Raw genomic sequence first — 17,217 nt, forward strand, 5'->3', positions numbered from 1 at the left:
AGCGTTCAAGTTTGATACTTGCGCCGGAATGTTTAGCGTATTTTCGATTTCCGGTACGGACTTTGGCGCGATGACAAGATGCCGCAGACGCGCTGTTTAGATATTCCGGCATGACGCGCAATTCGGCTATTGACGACGCTAGGCCTTTTCATTTTCATAGCATCTTCAGCAAAAGAGAATGACGCTTTGCTTCGTCGATTTTTTGCCCAATCTGCATATTTTTCGTTAAACATTTAAAAAACAACCGACACAGTTGCAAATCTGTTAGCCTGCGCCCCGTAACAGGTTGAAATCACTAGAAATATATAAAAAGCAATTCGGGGGCGATGCCACGGTGCGCGGGTGTCGTGTGTAGCAATGGGAAGACGCCTTGAGGAGCGGGCGAGACCTCTTCCAGCGTGACGGGTACCAGAAAAATGAATAGCGGTTGTCACCGGCTTGTGTTCAGCAAGTCGCGGGGAATGGTGGTTGCCGTCGCCGAAACGGCGATCGCAAACGGCAGTGCGGGGCGAGTCAAAACAAAATCGTCGGGGCCATCGCGACGCATCGCGAAGCGCGTAATGCGTCACGCGGCGCTCGCCGCGCTCACGCTGCTCGGGCTGAGTCCTGCATTATCGATTGCGCAGATCGTGCCTTCGGGCGCGCACGCGCCGGGCGTCATCAGCACGGCCAATGGGCTGCCGCAGGTGAACATCCAGAAGCCTTCAGGCGCCGGCGTATCGCTAAACACCTATTCGCAATTCGACGTATCGCGTAGTGGCGCAATTCTGAACAATTCGTCGGTTATTACGTCGACCCAGCTCGCAGGTCAGATTAGCGGTAATCCGAATTTCGGTGCGAATGACGCCGCCAAAATCATTGTCAACCAGGTCAATAGCAATAACCCTTCTCAACTGCGAGGCTATATCGAGGTCGCGGGCAAGAAGGCGGATGTGGTCGTGGCGAACCCATCGGGAATCGTCGTTGACGGCGGCGGTTTCATCAATACCTCGCGCGGCATTCTCACGACCGGCAATCCGTTGTTTGACGCCAATGGCAATCTCACTGGATTCAACGTCACTCAGGGCAATATCGCTGTTCAGGGCGATGGCTTTAATGCGTCGAACCTGGACCAGGTGGATCTGATCGCGCGCGCTGTGCAGGTGAACGCTGCCCTGTACGCGAACAAGCTGAATGTCGTCACGGGCGCGAACAACGTCGACTACGCCAGCCTGAACTCGACGCCGACGACCGGCACCGGTACCGTGCCGAGCGTCTCGATCGACGTCGCGCAGCTTGGTGGGATGTACGCAAATACGATTCTGCTGACTTCCAACGAGTACGGCGTGGGGGTCAACAACGCCGGCGTTATCGAAGCCCAGGCGGGCGATCTGACGCTCACCAGCGCGGGCCAACTCGTGCAGTCCGGCAAGATGAGCGCAAGCGGCAATCTGGCGATCAATGCCGCCAGCGTCGCGAATTCCGGCACCGCTTACGCGCAGGGCACAACCACTGTCAGTACGTCCGGCGTGCTCTCCAGCACCGGTACCCTCGCCGCGCAGTCGGACCTGAACCTCAACGCGGGTAGTGTGGAATCGTCAGGCGTGCTCGCGGCGGCCCTGGACAGTAGCGGCAACCTGACGGGCAGCGGCAGCCTGAAAGTGGTGTCGGCGGGCTCGCTCGCAGCGACCGGTACGAACGCGGCAACCGGACAGGTCACGCTTTATGGCGTGTCGCTCAATCTGGCGGGGTCGCAGACTTCCGCCGGATCCGCGCTCGCGTTGACTGCAACAGGCGGCAATCTCGCGCTGACTGGCGCAACGGCGGGTGCCGGGACGATTTTCACAGCCAGCGCGGCTGGTACGCTCGATACGAGCGGGGCGCAGATCGGCAGCGGTGGCAACACCCAGCTCTCGGGCGCACAAATCACGAACAATGGCGGCCAGGTCGCTGCGGGCGGCGCGCTTAACGTGCAGACAGCGGGTGCGCTTGCGAACCAGCAGGGTATCTTGCAGGCCGCTGGCGCAGCATCGGTAAAGGCCGGGTCGGTAGCTTTGTCCAGTATGCGAAAGCATTTGGCCAAGCCATGCTTAACGTTGTGCCTGGCAAGCAGATGGCCGACCAGGCGCAAACGGCATTCGCGAACGGTAACTACGGCACTGCTGCGGCGCTGGCTGTTGGCTCAATCGGCGATGCGGCGCTTGGTGTGTTGACTGGAGGCGAAGGTAAAGCAGTTACGTCGGCGGTTGAAGCGGTCGAAGCGGCGGTGACGAGAACCGTGTCCGATAGTATCTCCACGTCGCCAGCAACGCTGTATCACTACACAAACGAAGCTGCTATGAACGCAATTTTGGAGTCGGAGGCGCTTAATCCGTCTTTGAAAGCGCTTAATCCGAATGACGTAAGATACGGAAATGGACAGTATCTGTCCGATATTCCGCCAGGTACTATGACGCCCGCGCAGCTATCGCGGGCATTCGTGAACAACCCGTTTCAAGGTGCGCGATATTCAAATTTTGTTGCGGTTGACGTGACGGGGCTTAACGTCGTACAAGGGCGTCCAGGTGTCTATGTTGTGCCCAACGAGATACCGCTGGACATTAGTGGCCGGATCACTGGAAGTGGGGCGGTGACGAAGAAATGAGTTATATCCGCGTTAAATGGATTCATTCAATACCAACTGAGCCGACAGTTATCTATAGTGAACTTGATGTAGATCGGTGGGAGTTGCGAAAGATCGAACTATACCCGGACGGGCATATCGGTTTTGCAAGCGCAACTGTGTGCGCTGGCGGCAGTGGTCTCAGCAAGGAGCCACTTCCACAGCTAAGTGAAATTGCGGGCGATCCGCAGTTTGAACCGGCGGAAGTAAGTAAGAGTGAGTTTGAGCAGGTGTGGTTGAAAGCGATTACTAAAACACAGCCGTAGAGGTGCACGTAATTCGCCCGGCTGAAAGCGCGGAGCTTGGAATTTGATTAGTAATGGAAAATAAAAAGATACTTACGGGGTTGCCGCTTGCGATTCTCGTCCCTCTCGCCGTTCACGCACAGACGTCGCCCGATGTTGCGGCGGCGCGCGCGAACGCGCAGCAGGATCAGCAGGTGCAGCAGCAGCGCGACGCGCAGCAGCGTGCGGCGACGGTCACCGCGCCTAGGGTACGTTCAGAGGTTCCGAAGAAAGGTGAATGGCCGGACCTGCCTGTTGAGACGCCCTGCTTTCGCATCGAAACGTTCGCGCTCGACGTGCCCGCAGCGTTGCCGGACGACATGCGCGTCAAGGGCGCGTCCGCGCTGCCGCAGGATCGTTTCGCCTTCGCCCGCGAATGGCTGGAGCACTACCGGGGCCAGTGCGTCGGCAAGCAAGGCCTCGACACCCTTGTTAAAGGAGTGCAGCAAGTGATTCTCAGTCGCGGCTATGTCACCACGCGGGTGATGCTTCCCGCGCAGGACCTCTCCGGCGGCACGCTCAAACTCGCGCTCATTCCCGGCGTCATTCGCAAACTGGGCTTCAAGGATGCGGCCACGCGTGGCACGTGGAAAACCGCGTTTCCAGCACGCGATGGCGACGTGCTTAACCTGCGCGATCTGGAGCAGGGTATGGAGCAGATGAAACGGGTCAGCAGCCAGGACGCGACGATGGAACTTGTCGCTGCCAGCGTGCCCGGTGAGAGCGATGTGGAAATCGCAGTCAAGCGCACAAAGCCCTGGACTTTCGTCGCGTCCGTGGACGACTCCGGCACGCGCGAGACGGGCAGCATCATAGGCACGGTCACGCTCGGCGTCGACAACCTGCTCGGGCTGAACGATATCCTTACCGCCGGATTCAATCAGGATTTGCAGTTTGGCGATCACGGAGTCGGCACGCACGGCTGGAACGGTTCGTACTCGGTACCGTGGGGCTGTTGGACAGCGACGCTGTTCGGCTATACGAACACGTATTACGAGAACGTCGCGGGAGTGAACCAGACGTATGTGGTCAGCGGAAATTCGCAGACCGCGGGCGTCAAATTGCAACGCGTCCTGCGGCGCAGCCAGAGTGATGTGTTCGGCGCGGAGTTTCAGCTCATCAAGCGCTTCGGCGCGAGCTTCATCGAAGATACGGAAATCGCAGCACAGCATCGCGACAACACCTTCATCGAACTGGGTCTGACCGACCGCCACTATTTCGGCGCTTCGCAGTTCGACGGCACGCTCGCGTATCGACAGGGAATCGGTTGGCTTGGTGCGTCGCCTGACACGGCGGACGGGCCCTCGTACCGCTTCCACATGGCGACGCTTGACGCGAACCTGTCCGTGCCGTTTGCCGTTGCAGGTCAGCGCTTAGCGTATGTCGGGACCATTCACGGCCAGTACACGAACGACGAACTCAATTACATTGATGACCTCTCTATCGGTAGCCGTTACACCGTGCGCGGCTTCGACGGAGAGACGATGCTTGCGGCTGAGCGCGGGTTCTATTGGCGCAACGAACTGCAATATCCGATTGGCAGCACAGGCCAGGCATTCTATGCAGGACTGGACTACGGCCACGTGTGGGGACCGTCAGCGCAATATCTGGTTGGTACGCAACTGGCAGGCGCGGTCGTCGGCTTAAAGGGCGCCGTTCACACGCGCTTTGCCATCTTGAGCTATGACGTGTTCGCTGGCACGCCGGTTTATAAGCCGGCTGATTTTCCGGCGTCGCGCGTGACGCTCGGCTTCCAGGTGACAGGACAATTTTAGGTCTGCTCGATTACACATGCAGGTTCGCGTTCTCGATAGTCTGCTAAGCCAACGTACCGGATGACTCAAATACTTCGACTTTCGGCCACTTATCGCTATCGAGCGAGCGTCTCTTCACGGCCGGTGACGTGCAAAGCGTCGCCGGTTCACCGCAAATTTGACGGTCGCGACGCACGTTGCGCATATCAACTCAGTAACGCATGAACTTTGCGGATGTCTCGACACATCGCGCGAAAAAGTGTTCATGAGGCACGCGAAGGGTTGAAAGCACGAAAACGTGAGCGATAAAGACTGATTCGCTAATGCATTAACGCCGCCAGATTTGATGCCTGAATGGGCGCATAGAACAGGGCGGCTACGATCAGCTTCTGCCAGTGAGCGTCCCATAACGTCGGGTACATCTGGTGCTTGAACACCAAGGCTTGGGCGTGAATCGTAACCGCGTCTACCGGCTCTATACAGAAGAGTGCTTGTCCGGCCGGTTTAACTCATGAGTTTTATCGGGCGGCGGTAGTCGCCGGTGCGCCGATGTATTTGAGCTGCTCGATCTCGTGAGGTGCGGTGTCCGGATCGTCCAGTGTCGGCGTGATATGCCCCACCAGAATGCCCATGCTGATCGACGTCCGCACGTATTTCGTATCGCCCGCGTGGAGCGCGAACGTTACTTCTTTCTTCGTCTCCGTCGTGGTCGACACCGTATAGTCGCCAGGCGTTTCATCGACGTAGAAGAATCCACCCGGAACGGAGTGCCCGACGACCTTGTCGTTAAGCTTGATCTCGGGCTGGATCATGGCGCCGCCGAAACTGTCCGAGCGGAAAAAGTAGATGCGGCCATGATCGGCAGCGAGCGTCGGTATCGACGATGCCACGTCTTTGTACTGCGGTCCCGATGCGCATCCTGCTGCAAGCATCGCGACGCCGACAGAGAGCGACAGGGTTCGATAGAACTTCGTCATTTCATTATCCCCGGTAGGTTTTCAATTGTTTGAAACACCAAGATGTCTGCTTGCTAAACACGGCTTACCCAACACAGACATGGTTGATTTACGGCAGCCGGCTTCAATTCTTTATTGTTTTTCGAGCTGTCGTGGAACTACAGAAATTCGAGGTGGGAAATTGATTCAAAATACCTTCAAGTTACATTCTTATGTATTACATAAATGCGATTTGCATTGAATTTATTCCGCTCTGAATGCAAAGGAAGGCGACTGCGGTGGCGTTGATATTTTCAGGTCTTGAGGAAGACAGCTTGCGACGGGAGTGAGCGAAACGTAGCAGCGCCGAGGCTGGCGCCGTACGTTTCGCAGGAGAATTTAAAAGCAGAGTTTGTGCGTCAGCGTCAAACTGTCGTTGCTTCAGCAACGATCGCGAGCACAACAAAAACGCGACAAAGGACTTAAACAATCCCCGTCGTATAAAACACGGCAATCACGAAGAACACCGCGAGCGTTTTAATCACCGTGACCGCGAAAATATCGCGGTACGACTCGCGGTGCGTGAGCCCGGTCACCGCCAGCAGCGTGATGACCGCGCCGTTGTGCGGCAGCGTGTCCATGCCGCCGCTGGCCATCGCCACCACGCGATGCAGTACGTCGAGCGGAATATGCGCGGCCTGCGCGCTCTTGATGAACAGATCGGACATGGCCGCGAGCGCGATGCTCATGCCGCCCGACGCCGACCCCGTGATGCCCGCGAGCGCGCTCACCGAAACGGCGGCGTTCACGAGCGGATTCGGAATGCTCTTGAGCGCGTCGCTGACCACGATAAAACCGGGCAGCGCCGCGATCACGCCGCCGAAGCCATATTCCGATGCCGTATTGAGCGACGCGAGCAGCGCGCCCGCGACGGCCGCCTTCGTGCCGATCGCGAAGCGATCCTTCACGCGCGAGAACGCCGTCAGGACCACGAACACGATGCCGAGCAGCAGCGCGCCTTCGACCGACCAGATCGCCACGACCTGCTTGACCGTCGTGGTCACGGGCGCGTGGATGCCGGGCAGCACGTCGGGGGCGATCGTGTAGGTGTCGCCATACCACTGCGGAATCCAGCGCGTCAGGAAGAAGTTCGCGACGCCCACCAGCACGAGCGGCGTGACGGCCAGCAGCGGATTCGGCAGGTGGTCGGTCTGTACGTGTTCGGGCTCGTTCACGAGCGACGTGCCGTAGCCCTCGCCTTTGGCCATCGCGCTGCGGCGGCGCCATTCGAGATACGTGAGCCCCACCACGATGATGAACAGCGAACCGATCACGCCGAGCGCGGGCGCGGCCCACGCGGTGGTCTTGAAGAACGTCGTCGGGATGATGTTCTGGATCTGCGGCGTGCCGGGCAGCGAATCCATCGTGAACGAGAACGCGCCAAGCGCGATCGCGCCCGGCATCAGCCGCTTGGGAATGCCGCTCTGGCGATACAGCTCGGCGGCGAACGGATAGACCGCGAACACCACCACGAACAGCGAGACGCCGCCGTAAGTGAGCAGCGCGCAGACCGCGACGATCACCGCGTTGGCGCGCGAGCGGCCGATATAGCGGATGGCGGCCGCGACGATCGACTCCGAATAACCCGAAAGCTCGATGACCTTGCCGAACACGGCGCCGAGCAGAAACACCGGGAAATAGAGCTTCACGAAGCCCACCATTTTCTCCATGAAGATGCCGGAGAACACGGGCGCGACGGCCGCGGGATCGGTGAGCAGCACAGCTGCGAGGGCGGCGACGGGCGCGAACAGAATCACGCTGTAACCGCGATAGGCCGCAAGCATCAGAAATGCCAGGGCCGCGAGAACGATAATGAACGACATGGAGTCTCCTGCAATGCGTGTTGCACTTCGTCGATGCACTTCTATTGCATATCTTTGGCTGCACCGGCCGTTCATGGTGCGCCGCAGCGATTGTACCGAATCGGCTCGCGCGCGCGAGAGGAGATTGCGCGGCGCGCCTTGACGCGCGCGGTTAGCGCGGCGAGCATCGGACACGGCAAGGAGCGGGGCAAGGAGAGCGCGATGCGCGGACGGTCAGCGAGGGCGGCAAGCGGCGCGCGCGATGCGTGTCGACGCACGCTTGCGGCGGCATCGATAGTGATGGCGATGTCGACGATTTTGGCAACGTCGCCGACGTCGGCATGGGCGCAGGACGGCGACATGCGCAACTGGTACAACGATCCGTTCTTCGCGCTGTCGGCGGCGTCGAGCGCATGTCCGCAGCCGCTCGGCCCGCGCATGAGCAAGGCCGAAGCCGACGACGACGCGCACTATCGCGTCGAGCGCGGCACGACCTGCTGGCTCGCGCACAAGTGCACGAAGCCGAACTCCTACCTCTACGACGCCGACATCGCGAACGCCGTCCGCGCCGCCTTCTCCGGCGACGCCTCGCTCGCGGGCACCAGCATCTGGATCACCGTGCAGCGGCGCTTCGTCTATGCGGAGGGCTGCGCGCCCGCCGCGTTCGACCGCGCGGCGCTGGAGCGTCGGCTGGCCGCGATCGCCGATGTCGAGCAGGTGTTCGTGCGCCTCGCGGCCGATCCGCGCGCGCCGCTGCCCTACAAGACGCTGACGACCGCGCCCGCTGCGTCGTCCACTCCGGTGCACTGAACGTCGCCCGCGCGCACGCCGATGCGCCCCGGATGCCGCGCAGGCGCGAGCGGGCATGGCACAATCGCATCGTCGAAAAACTAGAAAGCCCCCGGGGTACTCCATGACTCGTTTCGGTTCGTCGTTGTTCCGTTTTCGCAGGCTGCCTTTCGCGGCAGGCGCTTGCGCGTTGCTCGCGGCGCTGTCCGCGTGCAGCAGCGGCCCGCCGCTGTTTCTGTCCGATGGCCGTCCGACGGTCCAGGTCCAGTGTCCTGCCGCCGGCGACCGCGATTCCTGCGTGCAGCAGGCGCGTGCGCGCTGCGGCGGCACGTATGACACCGTCGACAATTCGACCAGCGGCGACGTGTACACGCTCGTCTTCGCCTGCCACGCGAAGTAAGCGCGGCGGTGCGGTCCGCGCCCGGAGCGTGTCGAGCGCCTCGACGTCCGGGCGCCGTTCGCGTCCGTCAGCCGCCCGGCGGCGCGCAGGACGGCAGGTTCATCAGCAGACGCAGGAGATCGGGCTGACGGCGCGTGGCGGTCTTCTGAAAGATCGACTGTAGTTGTTTGCGCACCGTGTCGTGCTGCACGCCCACGCGCGCGGCGATCTCCTTCTGCGTGTGCCCTTCCACCAGCAGATGCACGATCCGGCATTCGGCCGGCGAGAGGTCGAACGCTTCGGCGAGCACCTGCTCGTCCACGGCGGGCGCGGAACGCGGGTGATAGAACATCAGGGCGGCGACGGCGTGCGGCTCGGCCGCCGAGGCATCGCCGGGCGTCAGCACGTTGTAGAACGCGTAGAGCACTTCGGGTCCGCCCGCGCCCTGCGTGCCGGACGACAGCGGTTCCGTTGCGGAATCCGGCTCCACGCCCTCCGGCCCTTCGCCGGCCACGATGCGCAGCGCGCGCAGCCGCGCCGCCGCCGCGCGCGCGCCGCTCACGCGGTTTTTCAGACGCGCCTCGCTGATCGCCACGTCCTCCAGAAAGCGCGCCTGATGCGGCGCGGCCAGTGCGAGCCGCCGCCCGCGCACGCGCACCAGCGAGGTCGCACGCAGCAGACGCTGCGCGGCGTCGTTGCTGTCGAGCACTTCGCCGCTCGCATTCACCAGCATGGCGGGCACGCGTGCGCGGTTCGCGAGCGCGTCGGCGTCCGGCACGTGGCGGCGCGCCGTCACGCGCACTGCGCGCATCAGATGCGGCGTGATGCGCTCCAGCAGCGCGCGGGCCTCGTCGGACAACGGGCCGCTGTCCGCTTCGCCGCGCAGGGCGAGCATCGCCGTGAGCGCGCCGCCGTCGATCAGCTTGCACAGCGAAACGCAGCGCGAACCCGCCGCGAGCAGACACGGCTCCAGCACCGGATGCCGCGCGCCATCCGGTTCGTTCCTTACATTGTCCGCCGCGTCCTGCAGCGCCGATTGCGGCCCGCAGTGCTGCCATTCCCCGGGCGCCGCGCTGCGCAGCCACTCGAGCCGCGGGTCGTCGCGATAGAGCGGGCCGATGCGTTCCAGCGGCTCCGTTTCGAGCAGGCTGAAACCGTCGGCCCAGGAAAACAATTCACGCTGCCGCTCGAATGCACAAAGATGCACCGAAGCGGCCCCCGTCGATTTCCTCAATTCCGCGCAAAAATCCTTCCATGCGGAAGGGTGCTCGAGGGTTTCGTAAATAACATTCAGCAGCCGGTCGTATTGCAATTCGTTCGATTTCACGCCGTTCTCATTTTGATACCCGCCGCGGCCCGCCAGTCGTGGAAAATGCGCAATGCATATTTCTTCCACAATTGAGGAATATACAGATTGAATAGCCGCCGTTAATCTTCGGTCCGTAAAGCTGACCGAACGGTCATCATCGTGAGCGCCCTGTCCATGGGGTTCCGTGCGGTAGGCAACGGATTGGCGGGCGCGCCGACTTTATTCTTGAGAAGCAATGCGATTTGAATGTTCGCTATCCTGGGCAGATAGCGGAGAAGCAGCACGACATTTAAGGCGGTGACGAATATTAATCGAAATCGGGCGATAAATCATCGAATGCGCGGACGCGTTTTGAATCGACGTCTTCCATAAAGACAGTTCATGCCGGGGGCAGTAATGAATCACCACCAACTTGAAAAGGATTTAGAACATCTCGAACATGTGATTGCAAGGCTTTCAGGTCAGGACCGCATTCCACTTTCTTATTGGCGAGGCCGTCTCGATTCGGTGCAGGTGGCGATTCTGGTGCCTTCGCAAATGCAGCGCGTGAAGCGTCTTTCCGAGGCTCTGTGCGCGTTGGAGCGCCGCGCCAAGGGGTGTTCTTCACACGAATCGGTGCGTTAGTCTTTGCCTGTTTTTGGGGCGTTTATGTAATAAATCGCAATGAAAATCGGTGAAGTGCGAGAAAAATGCGCGATAACCGGCACTCTTTGGCGCCAGAACGGTCACAATGGCCGTGTCTGACCGAACCGGAGATTATTTTTTATGCCGAGCTACAAGCAATTGACCGCGCAACTCGAAAAACTCCATAAGGAAGTTGCGGCGGCTCGCGAAAAGGAAATCGAGCTGGCCATCGCCGAGATCAAGGAAAAGATCGCCGAGTACGACATTACGCCCGAAGAACTGGGTTTTAGCGCGAAGCGCGCACCCGCGCCGCGCAAGAAGCCGTTGCCGGCGCGTTATCAGAATCCCAAGACCGGCGAAACCTGGAGTGGCCGCGGCCGCGCACCGGGCTGGCTGTCCGGTCTGAAGAACCGCGATCGTTTCCTGATCAAGGAATGAGCGGGCGCGGGAAGCCGGCAGCGCGCTTCCCGTAAAGGCTCACCGTCGACTCAGCGCGGACGCGCCGCGCGCACCCTCCGGCGCGATCCCGTCGACTGCTCATATGCCGTGCGCCGCCTTGCGCGGCCGCACCGCCGCGTGCTTCGCGCGCCGCGCTTGCACCTCGATTGCATCTCGATTGCATCTCGATTGCGTCTCGCCTGCGCGGTTCGTGGACGTCGCAACCGTGTCCGCGCGTCTCCCGTAAAAGCTCACCCGCGCGCGTCCGGCGATGCGCCGCCGCCGCCCGTTGCGAATCCGTGCAGGATTGCGCTGTCGCGAGCTGCGTCGAACTTTTAGTCGGGGGCTGTAATGACGTGTATCATTCGTCCCCTGGCGCCTTTCTGCGCGCACGCCGGCCCCGGTTTTTCCGACCGCTCGTGCTATTCGCCGCTCAGGCCGTCCCCGTAACCCCCGCCGTGCGGCCGGTTGCCCGAATTCATCCGTATACCCGCTCCATCCATGTCAGTTGCTGAACTCAGACGCCGCCGCACGTTCGCGGTTATTTCTCACCCGGACGCGGGCAAGACCACGCTCACCGAAAAGCTGCTGCTGTTCTCGGGCGCGATTCAGATCGCCGGTACCGTGAAGGGCAAGAAAAGCGGCCGCTTCGCGACCTCCGACTGGATGGAGATCGAAAAGCAGCGCGGCATTTCGGTCGCCAGCTCGGTCATGCAGTTCGAGTACGGCGACGCCGTCATCAACCTGCTCGACACGCCGGGCCACGAGGACTTCTCGGAAGACACGTATCGCGTGCTGACGGCCGTCGACGCGGCCGTGATGGTGATCGACGGCGCGAACGGCGTGGAAGCGCAGACGCTCAAGCTGCTCGAAGTCTGCCGCAGCCGCAAGACGCCGATTCTCACGTTCATCAACAAGCTCGACCGCGAAGTGCGCGAGCCGCTCGATCTGCTCGACGAAATCGAGCAGCATCTCGGCGTGGCGGCGGTGCCGTTCACCTGGCCCATCGGCATGGGCAAGGAATTCCAGGGCGTCTACGACATCCAGCGCGATCAGGTGCGCGTGTTCCGCGCGGGCCAGGAGTCGCTCGGCGGCGCGGTGGAAACGCTGCAGAACATCAGCGACGCCGACGGCGAAGCGCGCTTCGGCTATCACTGGAAGCGCACCAAGGAAGAGGTCGAGCTGATCACGGGCGCGACGCCCACGTTCGACCGCGACGCGTTCCTGGCCGGCGAGCAGTCGCCGGTGCTGTTCGGCTCGGCGATCAACAACTTCGGCGTGAAGGAAATTCTCGACGCGCTCGTCGATCTCGCGCCGCCGCCGTCGCCGCGCATGGCCGTGCAGCGCGCGGTCTCGCCGGAAGAAGCGAAGTTCACGGGCGTCGTGTTCAAGGTGCAGGCCAACATGGACCTCGCGCACCGCGACCGCGTGGCGTTCATCCGCGTGTGCTCGGGCCATTTCGAGCGCGGCATGCAACTGAAGGTCACGCGCAACAACAAGACCTTCCGCGCCAACAACGTCGTGAGCTTCCTCTCGCAGCGCCGCGAAACCGTGGCCGAGGCGTACCCTGGCGACATCATCGGTATTCCTAATCATGGCACGCTGAGTCTCGGCGACACGCTGACCGAAGGCGAAGACCTGCAATTCACGGGCCTGCCGTTCTTCGCGCCGGAAATTTTCCAGACCGTCGAAGTCGTCGATCCGATGCGCGCGAAGCAGCTGGGCGAAGCGCTCAAGCAGCTCGGCGAAGAGGGCGCGATCCAGGTGTTCCGACCGATCCACGGCGGCGCGACGATTCTGGGCGCGGTCGGCCAGCTGCAGTTCGAAGTGGTTTCGCACCGTCTGTCGGCCGAGTACAAGGTGGCCGTGCGCCTGCTGCCCGCGCGCTATCGCCTCTCGCGCTGGGTCACCTGTGACGATCCCGCCGAACTGCGCCGTTTCACCGATTCGTACGAAGCCCGCATGGCCTACGACGCGTCGAACGCGCCGACCTATCTGGCCTCGCACGTGTCGGAAATCGAAGTCGCCCAGAAGGCGTGGCCGAAGATCGTCTTCAACGAGCTGCGCGAACATTCGGGCGCGCCGTTCCGCAAGTCGATGTAACGCGCGGCGCGCGGGCCGGGCGATTCGCCGGTCCGCTGCCAGCAAAGAAAAAGGCCGCTTCCGAGCGGCCTTTTTTCATGTGCGCTTTCTTTCCGGAGTTCTGGAAGCGCGCTGCGTATCCGGCGTTCACACCCGCGACGAGCGCTCGATCCCCTGCGCCAGTTCGAGCCGGTTGCCGCCCAGCGACTTGGCGCGATACAGCGCCGAATCGGCGGCGGCGAGCAGGTCGGTGAGCGCGGCCGCTTCGGCGTGCGCCTGCGCGCCGTGCGTGAGCGCGAGACCGATGCTGACGGTGGTGCGGATGCCCGTGCCGTCGACGGGCTGCGCGGCGCTCCGGGCGAAGCGGGCCGCGATGGTTTCGCCGAGCGCCTGCACCTGATCGCTGTCGCGCCCGGCGATCAGCGCGGCAAACTCCTCGCCGCCGATGCGCGCAAGCAGCGTGTCGTCGCCGAGCGCCGCGCGTGCGATGCTCGCGAAGGTCTTGAGCACGTCGTCGCCGGTCTGATGGCCGTAACGGTCGTTGATCGCCTTGAACTGGTCGAGGTCGAACGCCAGCAGCGCCACGCGCTCGCGCGTGCCGGCGCGGCTCAGCACGCGCGCGCCTTCCTCGAAGAACCAGCGGCGGTTGCCGAGCCGGGTCAGATAATCCGTTTGGGATTCCTGCAAAAGCTGCCCGTGGGTTTCGTCGCGCACGAGCCGCAGCAAGGTCATCGGCAGCACGACTGAATACAGCACGCCCTCATACATCGTCACCTTGCTGACGACCGGCAGCAGCGCCTGACCGTAGCGCGTCGCGAGCCACGGCAGCACGGCGGCCCGGAACGCATACACGAAGGTATGGACGCCCGTCGCGATCACGGCGATGCGATGCGCCTGCGACCACTTGAGCGCGTGATTGCGCAGCAGCTCGCGCATGGCCATCGCGGAGGCGAGCGAGATCGGAATGGCCGTGAGATAGAGCCACATGACGGACTCGCCGCGCGTGCCCGCAACGATCCAGGCGATGGCGAGCACCCCGAGAATCGCGGCCGACAACGCTCGGTTCTGGCGGCCGTTCATGACGGCGAGGCCGTGCGCGATCAGCAGATAACCGGTAACAATGACCAGATTGCTCAGCGCCGCGCCCCACGCGCCGGGCAGCGCGCTGCGCCAGATCGCGGCGCCGACGCCGACGCCGAGCGTGGCATAGCCGGCGGCGAGGATTTTCAGTTCCTTGCTGCGCCCGGGGTGCGTGCGATGCTCCCAGAGCGTCATGCCGGCGCTGGCGAAAAGAGTTCCGATCGCGAGGAGATAGAGGGTGAATAGATCGACGTGCATCGCGGGCGTAAAGGTGCTACGCCGGTACTTCACGGCGGCGTGGGGCATTTTACGCCGAAATGACTGCCAGACAATGCGTGTCATTTTTCTTCCGGACCACGACACGATGCATGCCGGATGCACGTCGAGATGCACGTCGAAGCGCGCGAATCGATCGCCGGTGCGCGCCGCGCCGTATCCCGCGGTCTGCGACGCCGTGCCGCCGCCGCGCGAACGCAAGCGCGGCGGGCGAAATGCGCGCAGCGCGAGGCCGATTCGCCTATTCTCATTCGTGTCGATCGGTAGGGATTTCCGGCCGCCCGCGCACGCGGCGCGCGCCGTCGCACAACAGGAGGAGCAGTGACCGTACGCAATCTCGACGCGGTGTTCCAGCCGAAATCGGTGGCCGTGATCGGCGCTTCGCAGCGGCCCGGCAGCATCGGCAACATGGTGTGGCAGCGCCTGATCGAAGGCGGCTTCGACGGCCCGCTGTTCGCGGTCAATCCGCGTCACGCGGGCGATTTCGCGCAGTTCGACGGCCGTCCCGTGGTCGCCGATGTGGGCGATCTGCCCGAAGCGCCCACCGTCGCGCTGATCTGCACGCGGCCGTCCACGTGGCCCGCGCTCGTGCACCGGCTCGGCGGCATGGGCACGCGCGCGGCCATCATTCTAGGCGAGGTGAAGAACGACGAAGACCGCGCCGACCTGCGCCACGCGCTCGCGGCGGCGCGTCCGCATCTGCTGCGAATCGTCGGGCCGGGCAGCCTCGGCGCGCTGACGCCCGCGCTCAACGCGCAGCTCGGCGCGGCCGCCACGGTCGCGCGCAAGGGCGGCGTGGCGTGGGTCTCGCAGTCCAACGCGCTGACCAACGCCGTGCTGCGCTGGGCGGGCGCGCGCGGCCTCGGCTTTTCGCACGTCATCGCGCTCGGCGACGAAGCCGATGTCGATGTCGGCGACGTGCTCGACTATCTCGCGAGCGATCCCACCACGCGCGCGATCCTGCTCGAAGTGGACGGCATCCGCGCGGCGCGCAAGTTCATGTCGGCGGCGCGCGCGGCGGCACGCAACAAGCCCGTGCTGGCGCTGCGCAGCGGCCGCGACGATCCGGGCGACGCGCTCTATTCGGCGGCGTTCCGGCGCGCGGGCCTCGTGCGCGTCGATACGCTCGACGATCTGCTCGACGAAATCGAAACGCTCGGCGTGGGCCGCGTGGCCGCGAGCGACTCGGCCACGCTCATCACCAGCGACCGCGGCGTGGCCACGCTCGCGCGCGACGCCTTCAACAAGGCCGGCGACACGCTCGCGGCCTGGAGCGACGAAGCGCGCGCGGCCGTGGCGGCGGCGCTGCCGCACGCGCAGGCGGGCAATCCGCTCGTGCTCGGCGACACCGCGCGGCCCGAGCATTTCGGCCTCGCGCTACAGACGCTGGCCTCGCAACGCAGCACCGGCACGGCCTTCGTCGTGCACGCGCCCACGCACAGCGCGCCGGTGGAGCAGGTGGCGCGCACGCTCATCGAGCATCAGCGTTTTGCGTATCGCGGCATGCTCGCGTGCTTTTTCGGCGGCGTGGACGAGGCCACGCGCGACGCGCTGCATGCGCACGGCATTCCGGTGCACACCACGCCGCGGCGGCTGGCGCGCGCGTTCGCGCGTCTCGTCGATTACCGGCTCGGGCGCGAGCTGCTGATGCAGACGCCCGAGAGCCTGCCCGCGCAAGGCATGGCGGCCATCGACGTGGCGCTGGGCATCGCGCGCGGCGCGCTGGCGGCGGGCCGCGCGGCGCTCGAAGGCGAGGAAGCCACGCAATTGCTCAAGGCGTTCGGGCTCGAGACGGCGCCGCAGCAGGCGAGCGCGACCGCCGTCGTCGACGTGACGGTGACGTTTCGCGACGACGAAAACTTCGGTCCCGTATTTCATTTCGAGGCGCCGTCGCCGGACGGCTTTTCGCCGCCGATGCGCGTCTACAGCCTGCCGCCGCTGAACCCGGTGCTCTCGCGCGACATCGTCACGCAATCGCCGTATGCGCGCCGTGCGTCGCCCGCGCCCACGCTCGCGGCGCTCACGGCGCTGTCACAGGCGGTGTGCGAGGTGCGCGAGATCGTCGGCATGCGGCTCACGCTGCGCGTGCTGCCCGACGCCGCCGTGGTGGTCGCGCCGCGCATCGAGCTGGCGGACAAGCGCAGCCGTTTCGCGATCATGCCGTATCCGCGCCGTCTCGAAGAGACGATCGACTGGCACGGCGAGCGCCTGACGATCCGCCCGATCCGGCCCGAGGACGAGGAAATGCACCGCGCATTCGTCGAGTCGATGACGCCGGACGATCTGCGTCTGCGGTTCTTTTCGGCGGTGCGCAGCTTCGATCACACGCAGCTGGCGCGCATGACGCAGATCGACTACGACCGCGAGATGGCGCTCGTCGCGAGCGTGCCGGGCGAGGACGGCCGTCCGCACACGCTGGGCGTGGTGCGCGCGGTCGCCGACCCGGACAACGAAACCGCCGAGTTCGCGGTCACCGTGCTCTCCACCTTGAAGGGACGCGGGCTGGGGCGGCTGCTGATGGAGCGCATCATCGGCTACGTGCGCTCGCGCGGGACGCATTGGCTGCTGGGCGAGGCGCTGCGCGAGAATGCGCCGATGATCGCACTGGCGCGCGCCATGGGCTTCACGGTTACGCCGACGGATGACCCGGGCGTGGTGGGTTTCCGGATGCCGCTGGATTGAGGCGGCGGATCAGGCGAGGGGGAAATAAAAACGGCCGCTTTATGCGGCCGTTTTTCATGGTGCGTGCGGATGTGTCACCGCA

The 17,217-nt window shown here is 63.5% G+C and carries 15 protein-coding genes; 11 read left to right on the forward strand and 4 right to left on the reverse strand.

Annotated elements, in window-relative coordinates:
* Positions 1-416 precede the first annotated feature (416 nt).
* The 5 genes from G5S35_RS21570 to G5S35_RS40310 all read left to right on the forward strand — a co-directional run bounded on the left by G5S35_RS21570 (position 417) and on the right by G5S35_RS40310 (position 5,194).
* On the forward strand, positions 417-2,192 hold the full coding sequence (locus G5S35_RS21570) for a two-partner secretion domain-containing protein (RefSeq protein WP_183038982.1): 1,776 nt from the start codon (positions 417-419) through the stop codon (positions 2,190-2,192).
* Positions 2,093-2,623, forward strand: coding sequence for an HYD1 signature containing ADP-ribosyltransferase family protein (locus G5S35_RS39300; protein WP_202035002.1), 531 nt, complete (start codon positions 2,093-2,095; stop codon positions 2,621-2,623). Before G5S35_RS21570 ends, G5S35_RS39300 begins: the two co-directional genes overlap by 100 nt.
* Complete coding sequence (locus G5S35_RS21580) at positions 2,620-2,907, forward strand: DUF6881 domain-containing protein (RefSeq protein WP_124260681.1); 288 nt, start codon at positions 2,620-2,622, stop codon at positions 2,905-2,907. Before G5S35_RS39300 ends, G5S35_RS21580 begins: the two co-directional genes overlap by 4 nt.
* A 53-nt stretch (positions 2,908-2,960) precedes the next feature.
* On the forward strand, positions 2,961-4,700 hold the full coding sequence (locus G5S35_RS21585) for a ShlB/FhaC/HecB family hemolysin secretion/activation protein (RefSeq protein WP_183038983.1): 1,740 nt from the start codon (positions 2,961-2,963) through the stop codon (positions 4,698-4,700).
* A gap of 401 nt (positions 4,701-5,101) precedes the next feature.
* Positions 5,102-5,194: a hypothetical protein gene (locus tag G5S35_RS40310; RefSeq protein ID WP_373681575.1), complete on the forward strand. Its 93-nt coding sequence runs from the start codon at positions 5,102-5,104 to the stop codon at positions 5,192-5,194.
* A 3-nt stretch (positions 5,195-5,197) separates the two neighbouring features.
* Here the strand turns inward: G5S35_RS40310 and G5S35_RS21590 are convergent, their stop codons facing one another.
* Both G5S35_RS21590 and G5S35_RS21595 read right to left on the reverse strand, forming a co-directional pair.
* The gene (locus G5S35_RS21590; protein WP_074981018.1) at positions 5,198-5,656 is read right to left on the reverse strand and encodes a DUF2846 domain-containing protein; all 459 of its coding nucleotides are present in this window, start codon (positions 5,654-5,656) and stop codon (positions 5,198-5,200) included.
* Positions 5,657-6,096: 440 nt separating this feature from the next.
* Positions 6,097-7,497 carry a GntP family permease gene (locus G5S35_RS21595; protein ID WP_065065672.1) on the reverse strand — a complete coding sequence of 467 codons (1,401 nt, stop codon included), beginning with the start codon at positions 7,495-7,497 and terminating at the stop codon, positions 6,097-6,099.
* A 285-nt stretch (positions 7,498-7,782) separates the two neighbouring features.
* Here G5S35_RS21595 and G5S35_RS21600 point away from each other — a divergent pair, with 285 nt between their 5' ends.
* Positions 7,783-8,286, forward strand: coding sequence for a BON domain-containing protein (locus G5S35_RS21600; protein ID WP_065065694.1), 504 nt, complete (start codon positions 7,783-7,785; stop codon positions 8,284-8,286).
* Positions 8,287-8,341: 55 nt separating this feature from the next.
* Entirely contained in the window at positions 8,342-8,665 is a 324-nt protein-coding gene (locus tag G5S35_RS21605) for a hypothetical protein (RefSeq protein ID WP_338048720.1), read from the forward strand.
* A gap of 67 nt (positions 8,666-8,732) precedes the next feature.
* Here the strand turns inward: G5S35_RS21605 and G5S35_RS21610 are convergent, their stop codons facing one another.
* Entirely contained in the window at positions 8,733-9,971 is a 1,239-nt protein-coding gene (locus G5S35_RS21610; protein WP_183038984.1) for a helix-turn-helix transcriptional regulator, read from the reverse strand.
* A 378-nt stretch (positions 9,972-10,349) separates the two neighbouring features.
* On the opposite strand from G5S35_RS21610, the gene G5S35_RS21615 reads away from it, so the two are divergent.
* From G5S35_RS21615 to G5S35_RS21625, 3 genes are all read left to right on the forward strand, one after another.
* Positions 10,350-10,577 (forward strand): hypothetical protein, encoded by a 228-nt coding sequence (locus tag G5S35_RS21615; RefSeq protein WP_074981360.1) that lies wholly within the window; start codon positions 10,350-10,352, stop codon positions 10,575-10,577.
* A 141-nt stretch (positions 10,578-10,718) separates the two neighbouring features.
* The gene (locus tag G5S35_RS21620) at positions 10,719-11,015 is read left to right on the forward strand and encodes an H-NS histone family protein (protein ID WP_065065675.1); all 297 of its coding nucleotides are present in this window, start codon (positions 10,719-10,721) and stop codon (positions 11,013-11,015) included.
* A gap of 501 nt (positions 11,016-11,516) precedes the next feature.
* A complete protein-coding gene (locus G5S35_RS21625; RefSeq protein WP_065065676.1) occupies positions 11,517-13,118 on the forward strand; it encodes a peptide chain release factor 3 in 1,602 nt (533 codons plus the stop codon).
* 126 nt (positions 13,119-13,244) lie between these two features.
* Here G5S35_RS21625 and G5S35_RS21630 read toward each other — a convergent pair whose 3' ends face one another.
* Positions 13,245-14,435, reverse strand: coding sequence for a GGDEF domain-containing protein (locus G5S35_RS21630; protein WP_065065695.1), 1,191 nt, complete (start codon positions 14,433-14,435; stop codon positions 13,245-13,247).
* 339 nt (positions 14,436-14,774) lie between these two features.
* Here G5S35_RS21630 and G5S35_RS21635 point away from each other — a divergent pair, with 339 nt between their 5' ends.
* Complete coding sequence (locus G5S35_RS21635; protein WP_183038985.1) at positions 14,775-17,135, forward strand: bifunctional acetate--CoA ligase family protein/GNAT family N-acetyltransferase; 2,361 nt, start codon at positions 14,775-14,777, stop codon at positions 17,133-17,135.
* Positions 17,136-17,217 lie beyond the last annotated feature (82 nt).

This window comes from Paraburkholderia tropica (genome assembly GCF_014171495.1).
GTDB lineage: Bacteria > Pseudomonadota > Gammaproteobacteria > Burkholderiales > Burkholderiaceae > Paraburkholderia > Paraburkholderia tropica.